We start from the raw sequence: 17,146 nt of genomic DNA, 5'->3' as shown, positions 1-17,146 counted from the left end.
CGCGCCGGGAGACCCCGGGCCTCCCGGCGCCCCGTAGACTGGCGTGCATGACGATTTTCGCAGTCGAGTACGTGTACGCCGCCGGGACGGAGGCCGCCCGTGACGGGCACCGGCCCGGCCACCGCTCCTTCCTGTCCTCCCTGACCCAGGAGGCCGGCGGCGTGTCGCTGGTCGCCTCGGGGCCCTACGGGGACGGCAGCGGCGCGCTCCTGATCCTCAAGGCCGGCTCCGAGCAGGAGCTCGCGGCCACGCTGACCCGGGACCCGTTCAACGCCCAGCACCTGGTCGCGGGTCTGCGCATCACGGCCTGGTCTCCCGTCACCGGCGAACTCGCCCACCACGCCTGACCGCGGCGACCGGCCCCGCGGGCCGGTCAGCGCAGACCGGGCCGCCCGGCCCGGCCGGTTCCCGCCGCCCCCGCCCGGGGGATAATGGGGACCGAACCAGCACCGCAACCCACGGAGGAAGCCTTGACCCCGGTCAGCCTCGGAATGCCGTCCGCACCGCCGCCAGTGATCGCGCCCCGGCGCAAGACCCGCCAGATCAAGGTGGGGTCCGTCGGCGTCGGCTCGGACTCCCCGATCAGCGTGCAGTCGATGACCACGACGCCGACCACGGACATCAACGCCACCCTGCAGCAGATCGCCGAGCTCACGGCCTCGGGCTGCGACATCGTCCGCGTGGCCTGCCCCTCGGCGGACGACGCCGAGGCGCTGCCGATCATCGCGAAGAAGTCGCAGATCCCCGTGATCGCCGACATCCACTTCCAGCCGAAGTACGTCTTCGCGGCCATCGACGCCGGCTGCGCCGCCGTCCGCGTCAATCCCGGCAACATCCGGAAGTTCGACGACCAGGTCAAGCAGATCGCCGCGGCGGCCAAGGCCGCGGGCACGTCCATCCGGATCGGCGTCAATGCGGGTTCGCTGGATCCGCGGCTCATGGCGAAATACGGCAAGGCCACCCCGGAGGCCCTCGTCGAGTCGGCCGTCTGGGAGGCGTCGCTCTTCGAGGAGCACGACTTCCACGACTTTAAGATCTCCGTGAAGCACAACGACCCCGTCGTCATGGTGCGCGCCTACGAGCTGCTGGCCGAACGCGGCGACTGGCCGCTGCACCTGGGCGTGACCGAGGCCGGACCGGCGTTCCAGGGCACCATCAAGTCCGCCACGGCCTTCGGCGCCCTGCTGGCCAAGGGCATCGGCGACACCATCCGGGTCTCCCTCTCCGCGCCGCCGGTGGAGGAGATCAAGGTCGGCAACCAGATCCTGCAGTCGCTGAACCTGCGCCCGCGCAAGCTCGAGATCGTGTCCTGCCCCTCCTGCGGGCGCGCGCAGGTGGACGTCTACACGCTGGCGGACCAGGTCACCGCCGGGCTCGAGGGGCTCGAGGTCCCGCTGCGCGTCGCGGTCATGGGCTGCGTCGTCAACGGGCCGGGCGAGGCCCGCGAGGCGGACCTCGGCGTCGCCTCGGGCAACGGCAAGGGCCAGATCTTCGTCCGGGGCGAGGTCATCAAGACGGTTCCCGAGGACCAGATCGTCGAGACGCTCATCGAGGAGGCCATGCGCATCGCCGAGAGCATGGAGGCCCCGGAGGACGGCTCGGCCGCCAAGCCGACGGTCAGCGTTTCCTGACCCTTGCGGGCGTCCCGCGCGGCGCGGAGGTCATCTGCGGCGCGGGGCTGTTCCGATCGGGGCGGTTTTTGAGACACTGGTGCGCAGGCCGCGACCGACGCGGCGGGAACGGGGTGGCAGCGGTGGCCAGGATTCTCTCGAGGGTCGCCCCGTGGCTGCCCTCCGCCCCGAGCCGCCGGCTCGAGGGGGAGTGCCTCACCGGCACCGTCCGCGTCCTCGGCGCCTCCGACACCGGACTCCTCGGGGAGCTCGTGGCGCGCGATCCGGTCGCGAATGTCTTCATCGACGCTCAGCTCGCCGCCTCGGGATCGGCCGCGCCGACATCCAGCGGCGGCATGGTGCTGGGGAGGTTCGACGGCGGGATGCTGGACTCCGCCTGCTGGGTCGGGGCGAACGTCGTGCCCATCGAGGCGTCCGCCGAGGCCGCGGTCGAGTTCGCGGACGCCATCCTCCCGCTGGGGCGGCGCTTCTCCTCGGTCTTCGGGCTCTCCGAGGCCGTCCTGTCGATCTGGTCACGGCTGCAGGACGGCCCGCAGCGCGCGTTCGACATCCGTGCCCGCCAGCCTCTGATGATCCTGGACCACGCCCCGCCGGCGGGCCCGGCGACCGGGTTGCGCCCCACGCTCGAATCCGACTACGACGCGGTCCTCCCGGCCTGCGCCCGCATGTTCGAGGAGGAGCTGGGCTACTCGCCGCTGACCGGCGGGGGCTCGTACTACCGGTCGCGCGTCCGCTCCCTCATCCGCCAGGGGCACTCGCTGGTCGACTTCGACGCGTCGGGCGCGGTCCGCTTCAAGGCCGAACTGGGCACCGTGTCCCCGCGGGCCACGCAGATCCAGGGCGTGTGGATGGACCCGCGGCACCGGGGCCGCGGCCTGGCTGCCCCCTACATGGCGGCTGTGGCCGGCTACGCGCTCTCGCTGGCGCCGGTCACGAGCCTCTACGTCAACGACTACAACGCGGCGGCCCTGGCCACGTACCGCCGCGTCGGCTTCCGGCAGGCGGGCGAGTTCGCGACCGTCCTCTTCTGAGGGTCCGCGGACGTCCGCGACCATGGCGGCGCGGCCGGCGCCTGCCGCCGGGTAATCTGGGGACGACGCCGCCATCCGGCCGGACGCCGGACCCGAACCCCGGGGGGACCCATGAGGAAAACACTCGCGCTGCCGCTGGCCGCGGCGCTGCTGCTGGCGGGCTGCTCGGCCCCGGACCCGGGCGGGGACGCCCCGTCCGGAACCGGCGCGCCGGCCACCGGCCCCGGCGCCTCGGCTTCCGCGTCGGCCCCCGCCCCGTCGGCATCGTCGCCCACCTCGTCGGCGCCGTCGTCCGGCGCGCCGGACGCGGCGGGCCGGCTGCGCCACTTCACGGCGGACGAGCTGGAGGCGGTGGCCCGCGACCTCGCCGACGGCGAGGCCGGCGCCCGCGTCACCAACGAGGCCCAGATCGCCGAGCTGGCCCCGGCGGGCGAGGCCCTGCTCCAGCGCATGGAGGTCTCGCCCGCCGCCTGCGCGGTCTTCATGAACGTGTCGGTCGCGGACCAGCTCGAACGCGCCGAGGTCGCCGGGGTGAGCCTGCCCGGGACGTCCGAGACGCAGGAGACCACCGTCAACTTCTCCTCCTACGAGGACCGGGCCGAGCTCCAGGAGGACCAGGGCAAGGGCGCCGGGATGGTCGAGGACTGCGGCGAGTTCACCATGAACCTCGGCGGGCAGACCGTGACCACGACCGTGTCCGCCCTGGAGGCGGAGACCTCCGCGGAGTCCACGACGGCTAACGCGACGACCGTGCTGGCCGCCGACCGGGAGCTGTCCACCGTGACCGTCGCGGCACGCGACGGTCACGTCGTCGTGTCGGGGTCGGTGACCGGACTCGCCGACCAGGCCGAGGCGCTCGGGCTCGCCGCCGAGGCGGCAGAGCGCGGGCTCGAGGCGCTGCGCTCGCGCTGAGCCGCCCGGCCCGTGCGGCGCCGTGCCGCCGTTCGGCCGCGGCCCGCCGGGCGGGTAAATTAGACAGGGTTCCCTCCGGGAGCCATCCCACCGATTGCGGCCCGCGGCCGCGGAAACGGACATCACGCGTGGTCCTTCGACTTTCCACCCTGTTCCTGCGCACGCTGCGCGAAGACCCCGTCGACGCCGAGGTCGCCAGCCACAAGCTGCTGGTGCGGGCCGGCTACATCCGCCGCGCCGCCCCCGGCATCTACACCTGGCTGCCGCTGGGCCTGCGCGTGCTGAACAAGGTGGAGGCCATCGTCCGCGAGGAGATGAACGCCATCGGCGGCCAGGAGGTCCACTTCCCGGCGCTGCTGCCGAAGGAGCCCTACGAGGCCACCAATCGCTGGACCGAGTACGGTGAGGGCATCTTCCGGCTCAAGGACCGCAAGGGCGCGGACTACCTGCTGGCGCCGACCCACGAGGAGATGTTCACGCTGCTCGTCAAGGACCTCTACAACTCGTACAAGGACCTCCCGGCCTACCTCTACCAGATCCAGAACAAGTACCGCGACGAGGCCCGTCCGCGCGCCGGCCTGCTGCGCGGGCGCGAGTTCATCATGAAGGACTCCTACTCCTTCGACGTCGACGACGCCGGTCTCGACACGGCGTACGCCAAGCACCGCGAGGCCTACCTGAGGATCTTCGCGCGGCTGGGCCTCGAGGTCCTGCCCGTGCTGGCCACGGCCGGGGCCATGGGCGGCTCGCGGAGCGAGGAGTTCCTGCACCCGACCGACATCGGCGAGGACACGTTCGTCCGCTCCGCCGGCGGCTACGTCGCCAACGTCGAGGCCGTCACGACCGTGGTGCCCGAGGACATCGACCCGGCGGGCCTGCCGCCGTTCGAGGTGCGCGACACCCCGGACACCCCGACCATCGACACGCTCGTCGAGGCCGCGAACCGCCTCGCCCCCCGCGCGTCCGGCGCGTGGACCGCGGCGGACACCCTGAAGAACGTCGTGCTCGCGGCACTCCTGCCCACCGGTGAGCGCCACCTCGTGGTCATCGGCCTCCCGGGGGACCGGGCCGTGGACCTGAAGCGCGTCGAGGCGAACATCGGGGCCCACCTGCCGGTCGGCGGGGAAATCGGCATCGAGGCCGCGTCCGAGGAGGACCTGCGCAGGCATCCGGGACTCGTCAAGGGCTACATCGGCCCGGCGCTCGGGACCGAGCGGGCCGTGCTCGGCGCGGAGGGCTCCACCGGCATCACCTACCTGGTCGACCCGCGGGTCGTGTCCGGGACCAGCTGGATCACCGGCGCCAACGAGCACGGCAAGCACGTGTTCGGGCTCGTGGCCGGCCGCGACTTCGGCTGGGACGGCACGATCGAGTGCGTGGAGGTCCGCGAGGGCGATCCCGCGCCGGACGGGTCCGGCCCGCTGGAGACGGCGCGCGGCATCGAGATGGGCCACATCTTCCAGCTCGGCCGGAAGTACGCCGCGGCGCTGGACCTCAAGGTCCTGGACCAGAACGGCAAGCTCGTCACGGTCACCATGGGCTCGTACGGCATCGGCGTGACCCGGGCGGTCGCGGCGCTGGCCGAGTCCAACCACGACGACCGCGGACTCGTGTGGCCGCGCAACGTCGCCCCGGCCGACGTGCACCTGATGGTGACCGGCAAGCAGGCCGAGCTCTTCGCGGAGGCCGAGCGCATCGCCGCCGAGCTCGAGGCCCGCGGCGTGGAGGTCATCTTCGACGACCGCCCGAAGGTGTCGGCCGGCGTGAAGTTCGGCGACGCCGAGCTTATCGGCGTGCCGACGATCGCCGTCGTCGGGCGCGGCCTGGCCGACGGGGTCGTCGAGGTCAAGGACCGCGCGTCGGGCACCGCCGAGAACGTGCCCGTCGCGGACGTCGTGGAGTACCTCGTGTCGGCCGTCCGCGGCTAGCGGGCTCCGCGTGCTCGACTGGCTCGGTTCGCTCGAGGGGTCCGGACTCCAGGACATCCAGGCCGGCACCCTCCTGCTGCTCGTCGCGGCCGGGCTCGCCGCGGGATGGATCGACGCGGTCGTCGGGGGCGGCGGCCTGCTGCAGCTGCCCGTCCTGCTGCTGGTCCCCGGCATCACCCCCGTGCAGGCGCTGGCCACCAACAAGCTGGGGTCCGTCTTCGGGACGGCCACCAGCGCCGTCACGTACTACCGGCGGGCCCATCCGGACCTGAGGACGGCGCTGCCCATGGCCGCCGTCGCCCTGGCCGGCAGCTTCGGCGGCGCCATGGTGGCCACGGTGTTGCCCCCCAGCGTCTTCAAGCCCATCATCGTGGCGGCGCTGGTCGCGGTCGCGCTGTTCACGGCCTTCCGGCCCACCGTGGGGGAGCTCACCGCGCTGCGCCACCACGGGCGGACGCACCACGCCGTGGCCGCGCTGATCGGGCTGGTCATCGGCTTCTACGACGGGCTGATCGGCCCCGGCACGGGTTCGTTCCTGATCATCGCGATGGTCGTGTTCCTCGGCTACAACTTCCTCGCCGCGAGCGCCAAGGCCAAGATCGTCAACCTGGCCACGAACCTGGGCGCGCTGGCGTTCTTCCTGCCCTCGGGCCACCTGCTGTGGGGGCTGGGCCTCGTCCTCGGCGTGGCCAACATGGTCGGCGGGTACCTCGGCGCGCGCATGGCGGTGAGCCGGGGCAGCCGCTTCATCCGCGTGGTGTTCCTGGTGGTGGTCGGCGCGCTCATCCTGCGGCTGGGCTACGACGTCGTGCGGGAGAACATCCTCCACAATGCCTGACCGCGGGCGGCGTCGGGGTCAGCCCAGGCGCGGGAACCGGTCGCCGCGGTGCACGGCGCCGAGCGCGGCCCGCCAGGCCTCGGCCGCGAGCACGGGGCGCAGGGCGTCCGGCGCCGTCGCGGCGGCGTCGCGCAGGGCCGCGGCGAGCTGCTCCTCGCCGGCGGCGGCGCGGGCCACCGGCGCCACGCCGAAGTCCGGCGGCAGGGAATAGGCCGCCAGGCGACGCGGCCCGCATGCGGCGGGAACCAGGCGCTCGAGGCGATGGGCCAGGACCTCGCGCGACCGGGCGGAGGCCCACGCGAGGTCCGCCTCGTCCGGCCGGACGGCCCCGAGCCGGGCGCCGGCGACCTGGTAGGCGTAGGCCAGCCGGTAGGCCGCGTCGGCGGCGGCGGCGAGGTCGGGCACCGCGGCGCGCGGATCGGAGGCGCCGACGTCCGGGACCGGGTCCGGGGCCACGCCCGGGGGAGGGCCCACGGGAGCCGAGCCGGGCTTGTCCGGCGCGTCCGGGCAGGCGCCGTCCACGGCCGCCGCCGCCTGGGCCGCGTCCCACACGGCGTCGGGGTCCGCGGGGTCCGCCGCGCCGGGGGCGGCGAAGACCGGGGAGGGCAGGGCGTCGGCGGCCCGGGGTCCGCCGACGGCCGCGGCCAGGCGCCGGGCCGCGAGCGCCTCCTCGAGCCCCGCGCCGAGCAGGGCCCGGGACCGCGTCCCCTCGGTCGCCAAGGAGGCCGACACCAGCGCGTTGCCCGACTCCGCGACGCGCGCCGCGAGTCCCAGCGGACCGGCGGCCGCCGGGTCGGGAACGGCCGGAAGGGCCAGGGCCGCCGCGGCGCGGCCGCCCGGTGTGAGCAAATCGACATGGCGTCCCACGACGCTGTGCACGGCGGACAGTTCGGGGGCAGGCCACGGCCTCCCGCGGCCGGCGTTCCCGACCGGGGCCACGCCGCCGACGGGCTCCGACTCCGTCCCGGGGTCCGGACGGGCGGCCATCCGCTCCGCGGCCGCCAGCAGGCCGGGGAGCAGCTCCTCGGCCGTCCGCGACGGCGGGTTCGCGACCTCGCCCGGCGGCCCCGGGGCGGCGCCGTTCTGCGGCCCCGCGGCGGTGCACAGGCCGGCGACGACGGCCACGACGATCCCCAGTCCCGCGGCCCGGCGGCACCGGCGCAGGGCGCGGCGCAGCGGGCGGTCGCCGGCGCCGCGGCGCGCGGCGGAGGCGTGGGGAAGGAAAGACATCGGTTCGATCATCCCACGGAGCGCGTGGCGCCGTCGTGTCCCGTTCCGGCTGCGGGCCGCGCCCGGGACGGCGTCCGGCGGGCGCCCCGGGCCACCGGGCGGAACCATTCGCCCCGGAAAGTCGATACTCTGTTAGGCACAACATCATCACGTGGGAGGAAAGAATGTCCGGCCAGTCGGCAGACACCCAGCAGGAGGCCGAGCGCCTCAGGAACTACCTGGAGCCCACCGTCGCCTCCCACGACCTCCATCTGGAGGAGGTCGAGGTGCGCGCCACGGCGGACCAGCGGACCGTGCACGTGGTCGTGGACCGCCGCGAGGGCACCGAGGGCGTGGACCTCGACTCGCTGGCCGAGGTCTCGCGCTCGCTGTCGGAGGCCATGGACGCCGATCCGGGAGACCGTGGCGCGGCCTACGACCTGGAGGTCTCCTCCTTCGGCGTCGGCCGGCCGCTGACCGAGCCGCGGCACTGGCGCCGCAACGTCGGCCGCCTCGTCAAGGTCAACCTCATCGGCGAGGAGAACATCGCCGGCCGGCTGGTCGAGGCCACGGAGGACGGCATCGTCGTCGTCCCGGACCTGCCCGTCAAGAAGGGCATGAAGCCCAAGCAGGGCGCCCCGCTCGCCCTCGGGTTCGACCGCGTCCGCCGCGGCACGGTCGATGTCGATTTCACCCGTCCGGAAGAGCCGGATGCCCACACGCCGCAGATCGACCACGAGGAAGAGGAGGCCTGACATGGATATCGACATGAGTGCGCTGCGCCTGTTGGAGCGCGAACGCGAAATCCCGCTGGAGCTGCTCATCCCGACCATCGAGCAGGCGCTGTTGATGGCCTACCACAAGTCGCCGGGCGCCATCGAGAAGGCCCGCGCCGAGCTGGACCGCAAGACGGGCCACGTGACCATCTGGGCGACCGACACGGACGAGGACGGCAACGAGCTCGCCGAGTTCGACGACACGCCGTCGGGATTCGGCCGCATCGCCGCAAGCACGGCCCGGCAGATCATCCTGCAGCGGCTGCGCGACGCCGAGGACGACAACATCCTGGGGCAGTTCCGCGGCAAGGAGGGCGAACTGGTCTCCGGCCAGATCCAGCAGGGCTCCAACCCGCACATGATCCAGGTGAACCTGGGCACCGTCGAGGCCGTGCTGCCGCCGCCGGAGCAGGTCCCGGGGGAGAAGTACACGCACGGCTCCCGGATCCGCGCCTACGTCACCGACGTGCACAAGGGCACCAAGGGCCCGTCGATCACGCTCTCGCGGTCGCATCCGAACCTCGTGCGGAAGCTGTTCGAGCTGGAGGTCCCCGAGATCGCCGACCGGTCCGTGGAGATCGTGGCCCTCGCCCGCGAGGCCGGGCACCGCACGAAGATGGCGGTCCGCGGCCGCGTCGCCGGCGTGAACGCCAAGGGCGCCTGCATCGGCGAGATGGGATCGCGCGTCCGCGCGGTCATGAACGAGCTCAACGACGAGAAGATCGACATCGTCGACTACAACGAGGACCCGGCGAAGTTCATCGCGAGCGCGCTGTCGCCCTCGCGGGTGAACTCGGTGACCATCACGGACCCCGCCACCCGGCAGGCGCGCGTCGTGGTGCCCGACTACCAGCTGTCGCTGGCCATCGGCAAGGAGGGCCAGAACGCCCGCCTCGCCGCCAAGCTGACCGGCTGGCGCATCGACATCGTCTCGGACGCGCCGAAGCCGGAGTAGCGCGCCGTGCCCCGCGCCGGAGGGCGGCGTCCCCGACGGGACGCCGCCCTCCCGCGTAGCGGCCTGCGCGCCGCCGAACGCGAAACGCGGTAGACTGGTCAATGGTCCGGGTCCGGGCCGACAGCCCGAAGCAGGAGTGTTTCCGAACGTGAGTGCGCAGCACAAGCCGCGGCGCACGTGCATCGGCTGTCGGACCACCGGCGAACAGGACCAGCTGACGCGGTGGGTCGTGGAGGCGGGCGAGGGCGGGAACGCCATCGTCGCCGATCCTTCCCGCCGCCGTTCCGGTCGGGGTGCCTGGTTGCACCCCTCTCCGGAATGCGCAGCCCTCGCCGTGAAGCGGCGGGCGTTCGCGCGGGCCTTCCGGGCCCCCGCAGACGCCGTCACGCTGGAAGCGGTGCTGGCAGCGCTGGGCGCGTTCCCCCGTGGGAGTCGCGCCGAAACAACCGTCCAACCTGAAAGCGGGTCAGAAAACTGATGGAAACCCGATGAGTGTCAAGCGATGAGCGCCTAGCTATGACACGGCAGTTAAGCGCAGCAATCGGCACGCCGTCCTCCGACGGCGGCCGCGCAAGCAAACCAAAGACGGTTCGTACCTGGCAGAAGTGAGTGCGGGGGCGGACCGAGACAGGAGAAATGTGGCTAAGGTCCGCGTACACGAGCTCGCCAAAGAGCTCGGCATCACTTCGAAGGATGCAGTCGCCAAACTGCAGGAGCTGGGCGAATTCGTCCGTTCCGCATCCTCGACCATTGAGGCGCCCGTCGTGAGGAAACTCCGCGACGCCTTCCCGGGAGGCCAGAAGCCGGCCGCGAAGCCGGCGACCAAGGCTCCCGCCCCGGCGCAGCCCGCCGCCCCGGCCGCGCCGTCGGCGCAGGACACCGCGCCGAAGGCCGCAGCGGCCCCGTCCGGTTTCAAGCCGGGCCCGAAGCCGGCGGCCCAGCCGGAGGCCCCGGTCGCCGCCCAGGCGCCCGAGCAGCCGACCGCCGAGGCGCCCGCCGCCCCGGAGACCGCCGCGGCGCAGCCCGAGGCCCCGGCCGAGCCGCGGTCCCAGGCTCCGCGTCCGGGCACCCGCCCGGCACCGGGCGCCAAGCCCGGCGCGCCGCGTCCGGGCAACAACCCGTTCTCCACGCAGCAGGGCATGCGCGGGGCCGGAGACTCCGAGCGTCCGGGTGGTCCGCGCCCCGGCGCAGCGCGTCCGGGCGCCAAGCCGGGCGCGCCGCGTCCGGGCAACAACCCGTTCGCCCCGCAGCAGGGCATGCGCTCCGGCGCGCCGCGTCCCGGCGGCGCCGGCGCCGCGGGACCGCGTCCCCCCGCGGGCCAGGGCGGTCCCCGTCCGGCCGGTGCCGCGCGTCCGGGCGGTCCCCGTCCGGCCGGCGCCGGAGCGGGAGGCCCCCGTCCGGGCGGCCCGCGTCCCACCCCGGGCATGATGCCCAACCGCACCGAGCGCCCCGCGGCGCCCGCGGGCGGCCGTCCCGGCGCGCCGGGACGCGGAGGCCCGGCACGTCCGGGCGGCGCCCCGGGCGGCGCCCCGGCAGGCGGCGGCTTCAAGGGCGGCGCCGGCCGCGGACGCGGCGGCACGCAGGGCGCCTTCGGCAAGGGAGGCGCCGGCCGCGGCAAGCAGCGCAAGTCCAAGCGGGCGAAGCGCCAGGAGCTCGAGCAGATGAGCGCCCCGTCGCTGGGCGGCGTGAGCGTGCCCCGCGGCAACGGCGAGACCATCGTCCGGCTGCGGCGCGGCGCGTCGATCACCGACTTCGCCGACAAGATCGAGGCGAACCCGGCGGCGCTCGTGACCGTCCTGTTCCACCTGGGCGAGATGGCCACGGCCACGCAGTCCCTGGACGAGGCCACGTTCGACGTGCTCGGCGCCGAGCTCGGCTACAAGGTGCAGGTCGTGTCGCCGGAGGACGAGGAGCGCGAGCTGCTCGAGTCCTTCGACATCGACCTGGACCAGGAGCTCGAGGACGAGGGCGACGAGGACCTCATGTCCCGTCCGCCGGTCGTGACCGTGATGGGCCACGTCGACCACGGCAAGACCCGTCTGCTCGACGCGATCCGCAAGACGAACGTGATCGAGGGCGAGGCCGGCGGCATCACCCAGCACATCGGCGCCTACCAGGTCCAGCACGAGCACGAGGGCACCGACCGCGCCATCACCTTCATCGACACCCCGGGCCACGAGGCGTTCACCGCCATGCGTGCCCGTGGCGCGAAGGTCACGGACATCGCGGTGCTGGTCGTCGCGGCGGACGACGGCGTCATGCCGCAGACCGTCGAGGCGCTCAACCACGCCCAGGCGGCCGGCGTGCCGATCGTCGTCGCGGTGAACAAGACCGACAAGGAGGGCGCGAAGCCGGACAAGGTCAAGGGCCAGCTCACCGAGTACGGCCTGGTTCCCGAGGAGTATGGCGGCGACACCATGTTCGTCCACGTCTCCGCGCTGAAGATCGAGGGCATCGACGAGCTGCTCGACGCCGTCCTGCTCACCGCCGACGCGGCGCTGGACATGCGGGCGAACCCGAACAAGGACGCCCGCGGCATCGCGATCGAGGCGAACCTGGACAAGGGCCGCGGCGCTGTCGCGACCGTGCTGGTCCAGTCCGGAACCCTGCACGTCGGCGACACCATCGTCGCCGGGCAGGCGCACGGACGCGTCCGCGCCATGTTCAACGAGAAGGGCGAGAACCTCGAGTTCGCCGGGCCGTCGCGCCCCGTCCAGGTCCTCGGGCTGTCCACGGTGCCCCGCGCCGGAGACACGTTCCTGGTGACCCACGACGAGCGCACGGCACGCCAGATCGCCGAGAAGCGCGAGGCGGCGGACCGCAACGCGGCCCTGGCCAAGCGCCGCAAGCGCATCACCCTGGAGGACTTCGACCAGGCCGTGGCGGAGGGCAAGATCGACACCCTCAACCTCATCCTCAAGGGCGACGTCTCCGGTGCCGTGGAGGCCCTGGAGGACTCCCTGCTCAAGATCGACGTGGGCGAGGGCGTCCAGCTGCGGGTCATCCACCGCGGCGTCGGCGCCATCACCCAGAACGACGTCAACCTCGCCACCGTGGACAGCGCCATCATCATCGGCTTCAACGTCCGCCCGGCGGAGCGCGTCGCCGAGCTGGCCGACAAGGAGGGCGTCGACATGCGCTTCTACTCGGTCATCTACGCGGCGATCGACGACATCGAGCTGGCGCTGAAGGGCATGCTGAAGCCGGAGTACGAAGAGGTCCAGCTGGGGTCGGCGGAGGTCCGCGAGGTCTTCCGTTCCTCCAAGTTCGGCAACATCGCCGGCTCGATCGTCCGCTCCGGCACCATCCGGCGCAACGCCAAGGCGCGGGTCAGCCGCGACGGCAAGGTCATCGGCGAGAACCTCTCCGTGGACTCGCTCAAGCGGTTCAAGGACGACGCCACCGAGGTCCGCGAGGGCTTCGAGTGCGGTATCGGCCTGGGGTCGTTCAACGACGTCAAGGAAGGCGACTTCATCGAGACGTACGAGATGCGCGAGAAGCCGCGCAACTAACACGACCGGTCGGCCGACGACGGCGGGCCCCGCCACGGCGGGTGTCCGCCGTCGTCGTCCGCTCCCGCAATTTCCCCCCACAGCACTCCGAAGGAGGCACCATGGCCGATCCGGCCCGCGCGGCACGGCTCGCGCAACGCATCAAGGTGGTCGTCGCCCAGGCGCTCGGCAAGGTCGTGAAGGACCCCCGCGTCGAGGGCGTGACGGTCACGGACGCCCGCGTCACGAACGACCTGCAGCACGCCACCATCTACTACACCGTCTTTGGCGACGAGGAGGCCAAGGAGGGCGCCCGCGCGGCGCTGGAGAAGGCCAAGGGGGTCCTGCGCAAGGAGGTCGGGCGCAACGTCACCGTGCGGCTCACCCCGAGCCTGGAGTTCGTCCCGGACGAGATCCCGGTCAACGCGTCCCACCTCGAGGAGCTGCTCCGCGAGGCCAAGGCGCGCGACGCCGAGGTCGCGGCGCTCGCCCAGGGTGCCGTCCATGCCGGGGAGCCCGACCCGTACAAGCGGGACGAGGACGAGCCGGACGAGGACGCGGCGGACGACGACGCGTCCGTGGACGGGGACGGCGCGCCCCGCGCCTAGCCGTCGCGCCCCACGGGGGCCGGAACGCGGGAGGAATCCCGCGCTCCGGCCCCCGAACGCGTTCCCGGGCGGGTCCACCGTTCGCGCTCCGCGGCCGCGGTGCGCCGGGCGCCGCCCCGCCGCGCCTATACTGGGGGGCGTGAAAACAGGTCTCGAGAACACCCCGTCCGGCGTCGGCTCCGGCCTGGTGATCGTCGACAAGCCGCAGGGCTGGACCAGCCACGACGTCGTCGGCCGCACGCGCCGGCTCGCCGGCACCCGGAAGGTCGGCCACGCCGGAACCCTCGACCCGATGGCCACCGGGGTGCTCGTCGTGGGGGTCAACAAGGCCACGCGCCTCCTGACCTACATCGTCGGCGTCTCCAAGACCTACACCGCCACCATGCGGCTCGGCGAGACGACGGTGACCGACGACGCCGAGGGGGAGCTGGTCCAGGCCCGCATCGCGGCCGCCGTGACCGGCGACATGATCCGCGCGGAGGTGCTGAAGCTGACGGGGGAGATCCTGCAGGTGCCCTCCAGCGTGAGCGCCATCAAGGTCGACGGCGAGCGGTCGTACGCCCGCGTCCGCAAGGGCGAGGACGTGGCCCTGGCCGCGCGCCCCGTGACGGTCGGCCGCTTCGAGGTCCACGACGTCCGCCGCGAGCGCGGCGGCAAGGTCCTGGACGTCGACGTCACCGTGGACTGCTCCTCCGGAACGTACGTCCGCGCCCTCGCGCGCGACCTCGGCGAGGCGCTCGGCGTGGGCGGACACCTGACCGCCCTGCGGCGCACGCGCGTGGGCCCCTACGGGATCGACGCCGCGAGGACCATGGAGCAGCTGGCCGGGAACTTCGAGATGCTCCCGCTCGACGACGCGGCGCGCGCCCTGTTCCCGAACCGGGAACTCACGGCCGAGGAGACCACCGAGCTGTCCTTCGGCCGCCGCGTCGCCCCGAACGACGACGGCGCGGTCACCGCGGCCTTCGCCCCCGACGGCACCCTGGTGGCGCTGCTGAAGAACAAGGGCGACGCGGCGAAACCCGACATCGTCTTCGCCACGGCCTGACCGGCGCGCCACGGCGTGACCGCCGTGCCGAGACCGCCGCGCCGCCGCCACACCACCCGAAAGGAACATCCCCCCGTGATCGTCGACGGCTTCTTCATCGCCGGCGCCGCGCTCTGCGCCGCGTCGGTCCTCCTGGGCGTCGTCGCCGCCGTGATCCGCAACCACCCCGACGACTTCGCCATCCTGGGGCTCGCGGCGGTCGAACTGTTCCTGGTGGTCTACGGCGTCGCGGCCGCGGTCCGGCAGGCGGGCGGGGAGGGCCCCGCGGGGGAGGCCTGGGAGTTCTGGGGCTACCTGGCCACCGCCCTGCTGGTGCCGGTCATCGCGTTCTGGTGGGCCGTGACGGACAAGACCCGCTGGTCCAACGTCGTGCTGGCGGCCGCCGGCGCCACGATCTTCGTCATGCTGTACCGCATGGAACAAATCTGGGACGGAGCCCTCCCCGCATGAGCCACACCACGCCCCGGCCCGAAGCCGGGCAGCGCCAGAGCGGCCTGGGACGCATCATCATCGCCGTCTACGGCGTCTTCGCGCTGTCGTCGACGGCACGCGCGGCGTACCAGATCGCCACCAAGTTCGAGGAGGCGCCCCTGGCCTACTCGCTCAGCGCCCTCGCCGCGCTCGTGTACATCCTGGCGACGCTGGCGCTGGCCTCGCACAAGCCCGGCAGCTGGCGGCTGTCGCTGGTGGCGCTGCTGATCGAGCTGGGCGGCGTGCTGGTCATCGGCGCGCTCAGCTACGCGCTGCCCGGGCAGTTCTCCCATCCGACCGTCTGGTCGCACTTCGGGCAGGGCTACGGCTACGTGCCGCTGGTCCTGCCGATCGTCGGCCTCTGGTGGATCTTCCGGCACCGGCCGTAGCGGGCGCCGCCCGAATGGGTCGCGGCGCGCCCATCGTCCATAATGGAACAGGCGTTCGCCCGCCAACAGCAAGCCAGACCCACAAAGGAGCACCGTGCACTACTGGAAAGGCCTCGAAGCCGTGCCGGCCGGCTACGGACCCTCAGTGGTGACGCTGGGGAACTTCGACGGCGTCCACCGCGGCCACCGCGCGGTGCTGCGCCGACTCGTCGACGCGGCGCGCGAGCGGGGGGCGACGGCCGTGGCCATCAGCTTCAACCCCCACCCCGCCCAGGTGCACCGCCCCGGGACCTGCCCCCCGCTGATCATGGGGATCGAGGACCGCATCGACTCGCTGGCGGAGAGCGGCGTCGACGCGCTGCTGATGATCCGCTACACGCTGGAGTTCGCCCAGGCCACCGCGGAGCAGTTCGTCAAGGAGGTCTTCGTGGACCGACTGGGCGCCCGGGCCGTCGTCATCGGCCACGACGTGCGCTTCGGCCGCGACAACGAGGGCGACTTCGACACGATGGTCGAGCTCGGCCGCCTCCACGGCTTCGAGGTCCTCGGCATCGACGACATCGGCGAGGACCGCCGGTGGTCCTCGACGTGGATCCGCGAGGCGCTCGTCAACGGCGACGTCCACACGGCCAGCGACATCCTCGGCAGGCCGCACCGGATGCGCGGCGAGGTCGTCCACGGGGCCGCGCGCGGGCGCGCGCTGGGCTTCCCCACGGCCAACCTGTCCACCGACGCGTCCGGCATCATCCCCGCGGACGGGGTCTACGCCGGATGGCTGGTGGACGAGGCCGGCGTCCGCTGGCCCGCCGCGATCTCCGTCGGCTCCAACCCCACCTTCGAGGGCGTCAGCCGCCAGGTCGAGGCGCACGTGATCGACCGGCCCACGGAGGCCGTGGAGGACTTCGACCTCTACGGCCAGCAGGTCGTCGTCGAGTTCGTCGCGCGGCTCCGGCCGATGGTCGCCTACCGCGGCGTCGAGGCCCTCATCGAGCAGATGCGCGACGACGTCGAGAACAGCCGCGCGATCCTGGCCGCGGATTGAGCCTGCGCGACCATCCACCCGTCCCCAACCTCCCGGGCCGCGCCCCCGGGCTCGACGGCGCGGCGCGCCGCGAGCTCGGCGGGGCCTTCCGCGCCGGGGGCGAGCACTACGACGCCGTCCGCCCCGGCTACCCCGACGCGGCCGTGGACTTCATGCTGCCCGCCGGCGCGCGCGACGCGGCCGACCTGGGCGCGGGCACGGGCATCCTCACCGCGCTGCTCGCGGCCCGGGGGCTGCGCGCCACCGCCGTCGACCCCTCGGCGGACATGCTGGCCCAGCTGCGCCGCAAGCTGCCCGATGTCCCCGCGGTCGAGGCCACGGCCGAGGCGACCGGGCTCCCGGACGCCGCGTTCGACGCCGTGCTCTGCGCCCAGGCCTGGCACTGGGTGGACCCCGACGCGGCGTCCGCGGAGGCCGCGCGCATCCTGCGCCCCGGCGGCACGCTGGGCCTGGTGTGGAACCAGCTGGACGTGACCGTCCCGTGGGTGCACCGCCTGAGCCGGATCATGCACGCCGGCGACGTGCACCGCCCGCACTTCCGGCCGGCGGTGGGGCCGCAGTTCGCCGAACCCGAGCCACTCGGGGCGCGGTGGGACCAGCGGACCACGCCCGAGGGCCTGCTCGAGCTCGCGAAGAGCCGCAGCTACTACCTCCGCGCCAACGAGGCCACCCGCGCCAAGGTCCTCGGGAACCTGCGCTGGTACCTCTTCGAGCACCTCGGACACGCCCCCCGCGCGGAACTGGCGCTCCCGTACTTCACACACGCCTGGCGCGCGGCCCGGCGCTGACGGTCCCGCGCGCGGGCGGGCCCGCCGGG

17 protein-coding genes are annotated in these 17,146 nt (G+C 73.4%); 16 read left to right on the top strand and 1 reads right to left on the bottom strand.

The window, feature by feature from the left end; all coding sequences use genetic code 11:
* The first annotated feature begins 47 nt into the window (after positions 1-47).
* From ACETWP_RS11235 to ACETWP_RS11210, 6 genes are all read left to right on the top strand, one after another.
* Positions 48-347, top strand: a complete 300-nt coding sequence (locus ACETWP_RS11235) for a YciI family protein (RefSeq protein WP_373972336.1) — start codon at positions 48-50, stop codon at positions 345-347.
* A 123-nt stretch (positions 348-470) separates the two neighbouring features.
* Positions 471-1,631, top strand: coding sequence for a flavodoxin-dependent (E)-4-hydroxy-3-methylbut-2-enyl-diphosphate synthase (gene ispG / locus ACETWP_RS11230; protein WP_373972335.1), 1,161 nt, complete (start codon positions 471-473; stop codon positions 1,629-1,631).
* 122 nt (positions 1,632-1,753) lie between these two features.
* Positions 1,754-2,662 (top strand): GNAT family N-acetyltransferase, encoded by a 909-nt coding sequence (locus ACETWP_RS11225; RefSeq protein ID WP_373972334.1) that lies wholly within the window; start codon positions 1,754-1,756, stop codon positions 2,660-2,662.
* Between the two features lie 111 nt (positions 2,663-2,773).
* Positions 2,774-3,574 carry a hypothetical protein gene (locus ACETWP_RS11220; protein ID WP_373972333.1) on the top strand — a complete coding sequence of 267 codons (801 nt, stop codon included), beginning with the start codon at positions 2,774-2,776 and terminating at the stop codon, positions 3,572-3,574.
* A 128-nt stretch (positions 3,575-3,702) separates the two neighbouring features.
* The gene (locus tag ACETWP_RS11215; protein ID WP_373972332.1) at positions 3,703-5,502 is read left to right on the top strand and encodes a proline--tRNA ligase; all 1,800 of its coding nucleotides are present in this window, start codon (positions 3,703-3,705) and stop codon (positions 5,500-5,502) included.
* Between the two features lie 10 nt (positions 5,503-5,512).
* A complete protein-coding gene (locus ACETWP_RS11210; protein ID WP_373972331.1) occupies positions 5,513-6,340 on the top strand; it encodes a sulfite exporter TauE/SafE family protein in 828 nt (275 codons plus the stop codon).
* Between the two features lie 18 nt (positions 6,341-6,358).
* On the opposite strand, the gene ACETWP_RS11205 is transcribed toward ACETWP_RS11210, so the two are convergent.
* Positions 6,359-7,570 carry a hypothetical protein gene (locus tag ACETWP_RS11205; RefSeq protein WP_373972330.1) on the bottom strand — a complete coding sequence of 404 codons (1,212 nt, stop codon included), beginning with the start codon at positions 7,568-7,570 and terminating at the stop codon, positions 6,359-6,361.
* A gap of 164 nt (positions 7,571-7,734) precedes the next feature.
* Between ACETWP_RS11205 and rimP the strand changes: the two genes are divergently transcribed.
* From rimP to ACETWP_RS11155, 10 genes are all read left to right on the top strand, one after another.
* Entirely contained in the window at positions 7,735-8,304 is a 570-nt protein-coding gene (gene rimP / locus ACETWP_RS11200; RefSeq protein ID WP_373972329.1) for a ribosome maturation factor RimP, read from the top strand.
* A gap of 1 nt (position 8,305) precedes the next feature.
* Positions 8,306-9,280: a transcription termination factor NusA gene (nusA, locus tag ACETWP_RS11195; protein WP_373972328.1), complete on the top strand. Its 975-nt coding sequence runs from the start codon at positions 8,306-8,308 to the stop codon at positions 9,278-9,280.
* A gap of 136 nt (positions 9,281-9,416) precedes the next feature.
* The gene (locus tag ACETWP_RS11190; RefSeq protein WP_373972327.1) at positions 9,417-9,758 is read left to right on the top strand and encodes a YlxR family protein; all 342 of its coding nucleotides are present in this window, start codon (positions 9,417-9,419) and stop codon (positions 9,756-9,758) included.
* A gap of 160 nt (positions 9,759-9,918) precedes the next feature.
* Positions 9,919-12,792: a translation initiation factor IF-2 gene (infB, locus tag ACETWP_RS11185; protein ID WP_373972326.1), complete on the top strand. Its 2,874-nt coding sequence runs from the start codon at positions 9,919-9,921 to the stop codon at positions 12,790-12,792.
* Positions 12,793-12,893: 101 nt separating this feature from the next.
* Positions 12,894-13,379, top strand: coding sequence for a 30S ribosome-binding factor RbfA (gene rbfA, locus ACETWP_RS11180; protein WP_373972325.1), 486 nt, complete (start codon positions 12,894-12,896; stop codon positions 13,377-13,379).
* Between the two features lie 139 nt (positions 13,380-13,518).
* Entirely contained in the window at positions 13,519-14,427 is a 909-nt protein-coding gene (gene truB, locus ACETWP_RS11175; RefSeq protein WP_373972324.1) for a tRNA pseudouridine(55) synthase TruB, read from the top strand.
* 75 nt (positions 14,428-14,502) lie between these two features.
* Positions 14,503-14,877, top strand: coding sequence for a hypothetical protein (locus ACETWP_RS11170; protein ID WP_373972323.1), 375 nt, complete (start codon positions 14,503-14,505; stop codon positions 14,875-14,877).
* Positions 14,874-15,287, top strand: a complete 414-nt coding sequence (locus ACETWP_RS11165; RefSeq protein WP_373972322.1) for a hypothetical protein — start codon at positions 14,874-14,876, stop codon at positions 15,285-15,287. Before ACETWP_RS11170 ends, ACETWP_RS11165 begins: the two co-directional genes overlap by 4 nt.
* A gap of 94 nt (positions 15,288-15,381) precedes the next feature.
* The gene (locus tag ACETWP_RS11160) at positions 15,382-16,329 is read left to right on the top strand and encodes a bifunctional riboflavin kinase/FAD synthetase (protein WP_373972321.1); all 948 of its coding nucleotides are present in this window, start codon (positions 15,382-15,384) and stop codon (positions 16,327-16,329) included.
* The gene (locus tag ACETWP_RS11155; protein ID WP_373972320.1) at positions 16,326-17,117 is read left to right on the top strand and encodes a class I SAM-dependent methyltransferase; all 792 of its coding nucleotides are present in this window, start codon (positions 16,326-16,328) and stop codon (positions 17,115-17,117) included. Before ACETWP_RS11160 ends, ACETWP_RS11155 begins: the two co-directional genes overlap by 4 nt.
* The last annotated feature ends 29 nt before the right edge of the window (positions 17,118-17,146 follow it).

It is taken from the genome of Arthrobacter halodurans (assembly GCF_041877255.1).
Classification (GTDB): domain Bacteria; phylum Actinomycetota; class Actinomycetes; order Actinomycetales; family Micrococcaceae; genus Arthrobacter_N; species Arthrobacter_N halodurans.
Note: the sequence above shows the minus strand (reverse complement) of the source record. Positions and strands in the feature narration are given on the sequence as shown.

What these genes read in the sequence shown, in the direction of transcription:
- ACETWP_RS11205 (WP_373972330.1), bottom strand. Translation starts at nt 7,570, where the DNA reads ATGTCTTTCCTTCCCCACGCCTCCGCCGCGCGCCGCGGCGCCGGCGAC.
- nusA (WP_373972328.1), top strand. Translation starts at nt 8,306, where the DNA reads ATGGATATCGACATGAGTGCGCTGCGCCTGTTGGAGCGCGAACGCGAA.
- ACETWP_RS11235 (WP_373972336.1), top strand. Translation starts at nt 48, where the DNA reads ATGACGATTTTCGCAGTCGAGTACGTGTACGCCGCCGGGACGGAGGCC.
- ACETWP_RS11220 (WP_373972333.1), top strand. Translation starts at nt 2,774, where the DNA reads ATGAGGAAAACACTCGCGCTGCCGCTGGCCGCGGCGCTGCTGCTGGCG.
- rimP (WP_373972329.1), top strand. Translation starts at nt 7,735, where the DNA reads ATGTCCGGCCAGTCGGCAGACACCCAGCAGGAGGCCGAGCGCCTCAGG.
- rbfA (WP_373972325.1), top strand. Translation starts at nt 12,894, where the DNA reads ATGGCCGATCCGGCCCGCGCGGCACGGCTCGCGCAACGCATCAAGGTG.
- ACETWP_RS11165 (WP_373972322.1), top strand. Translation starts at nt 14,874, where the DNA reads ATGAGCCACACCACGCCCCGGCCCGAAGCCGGGCAGCGCCAGAGCGGC.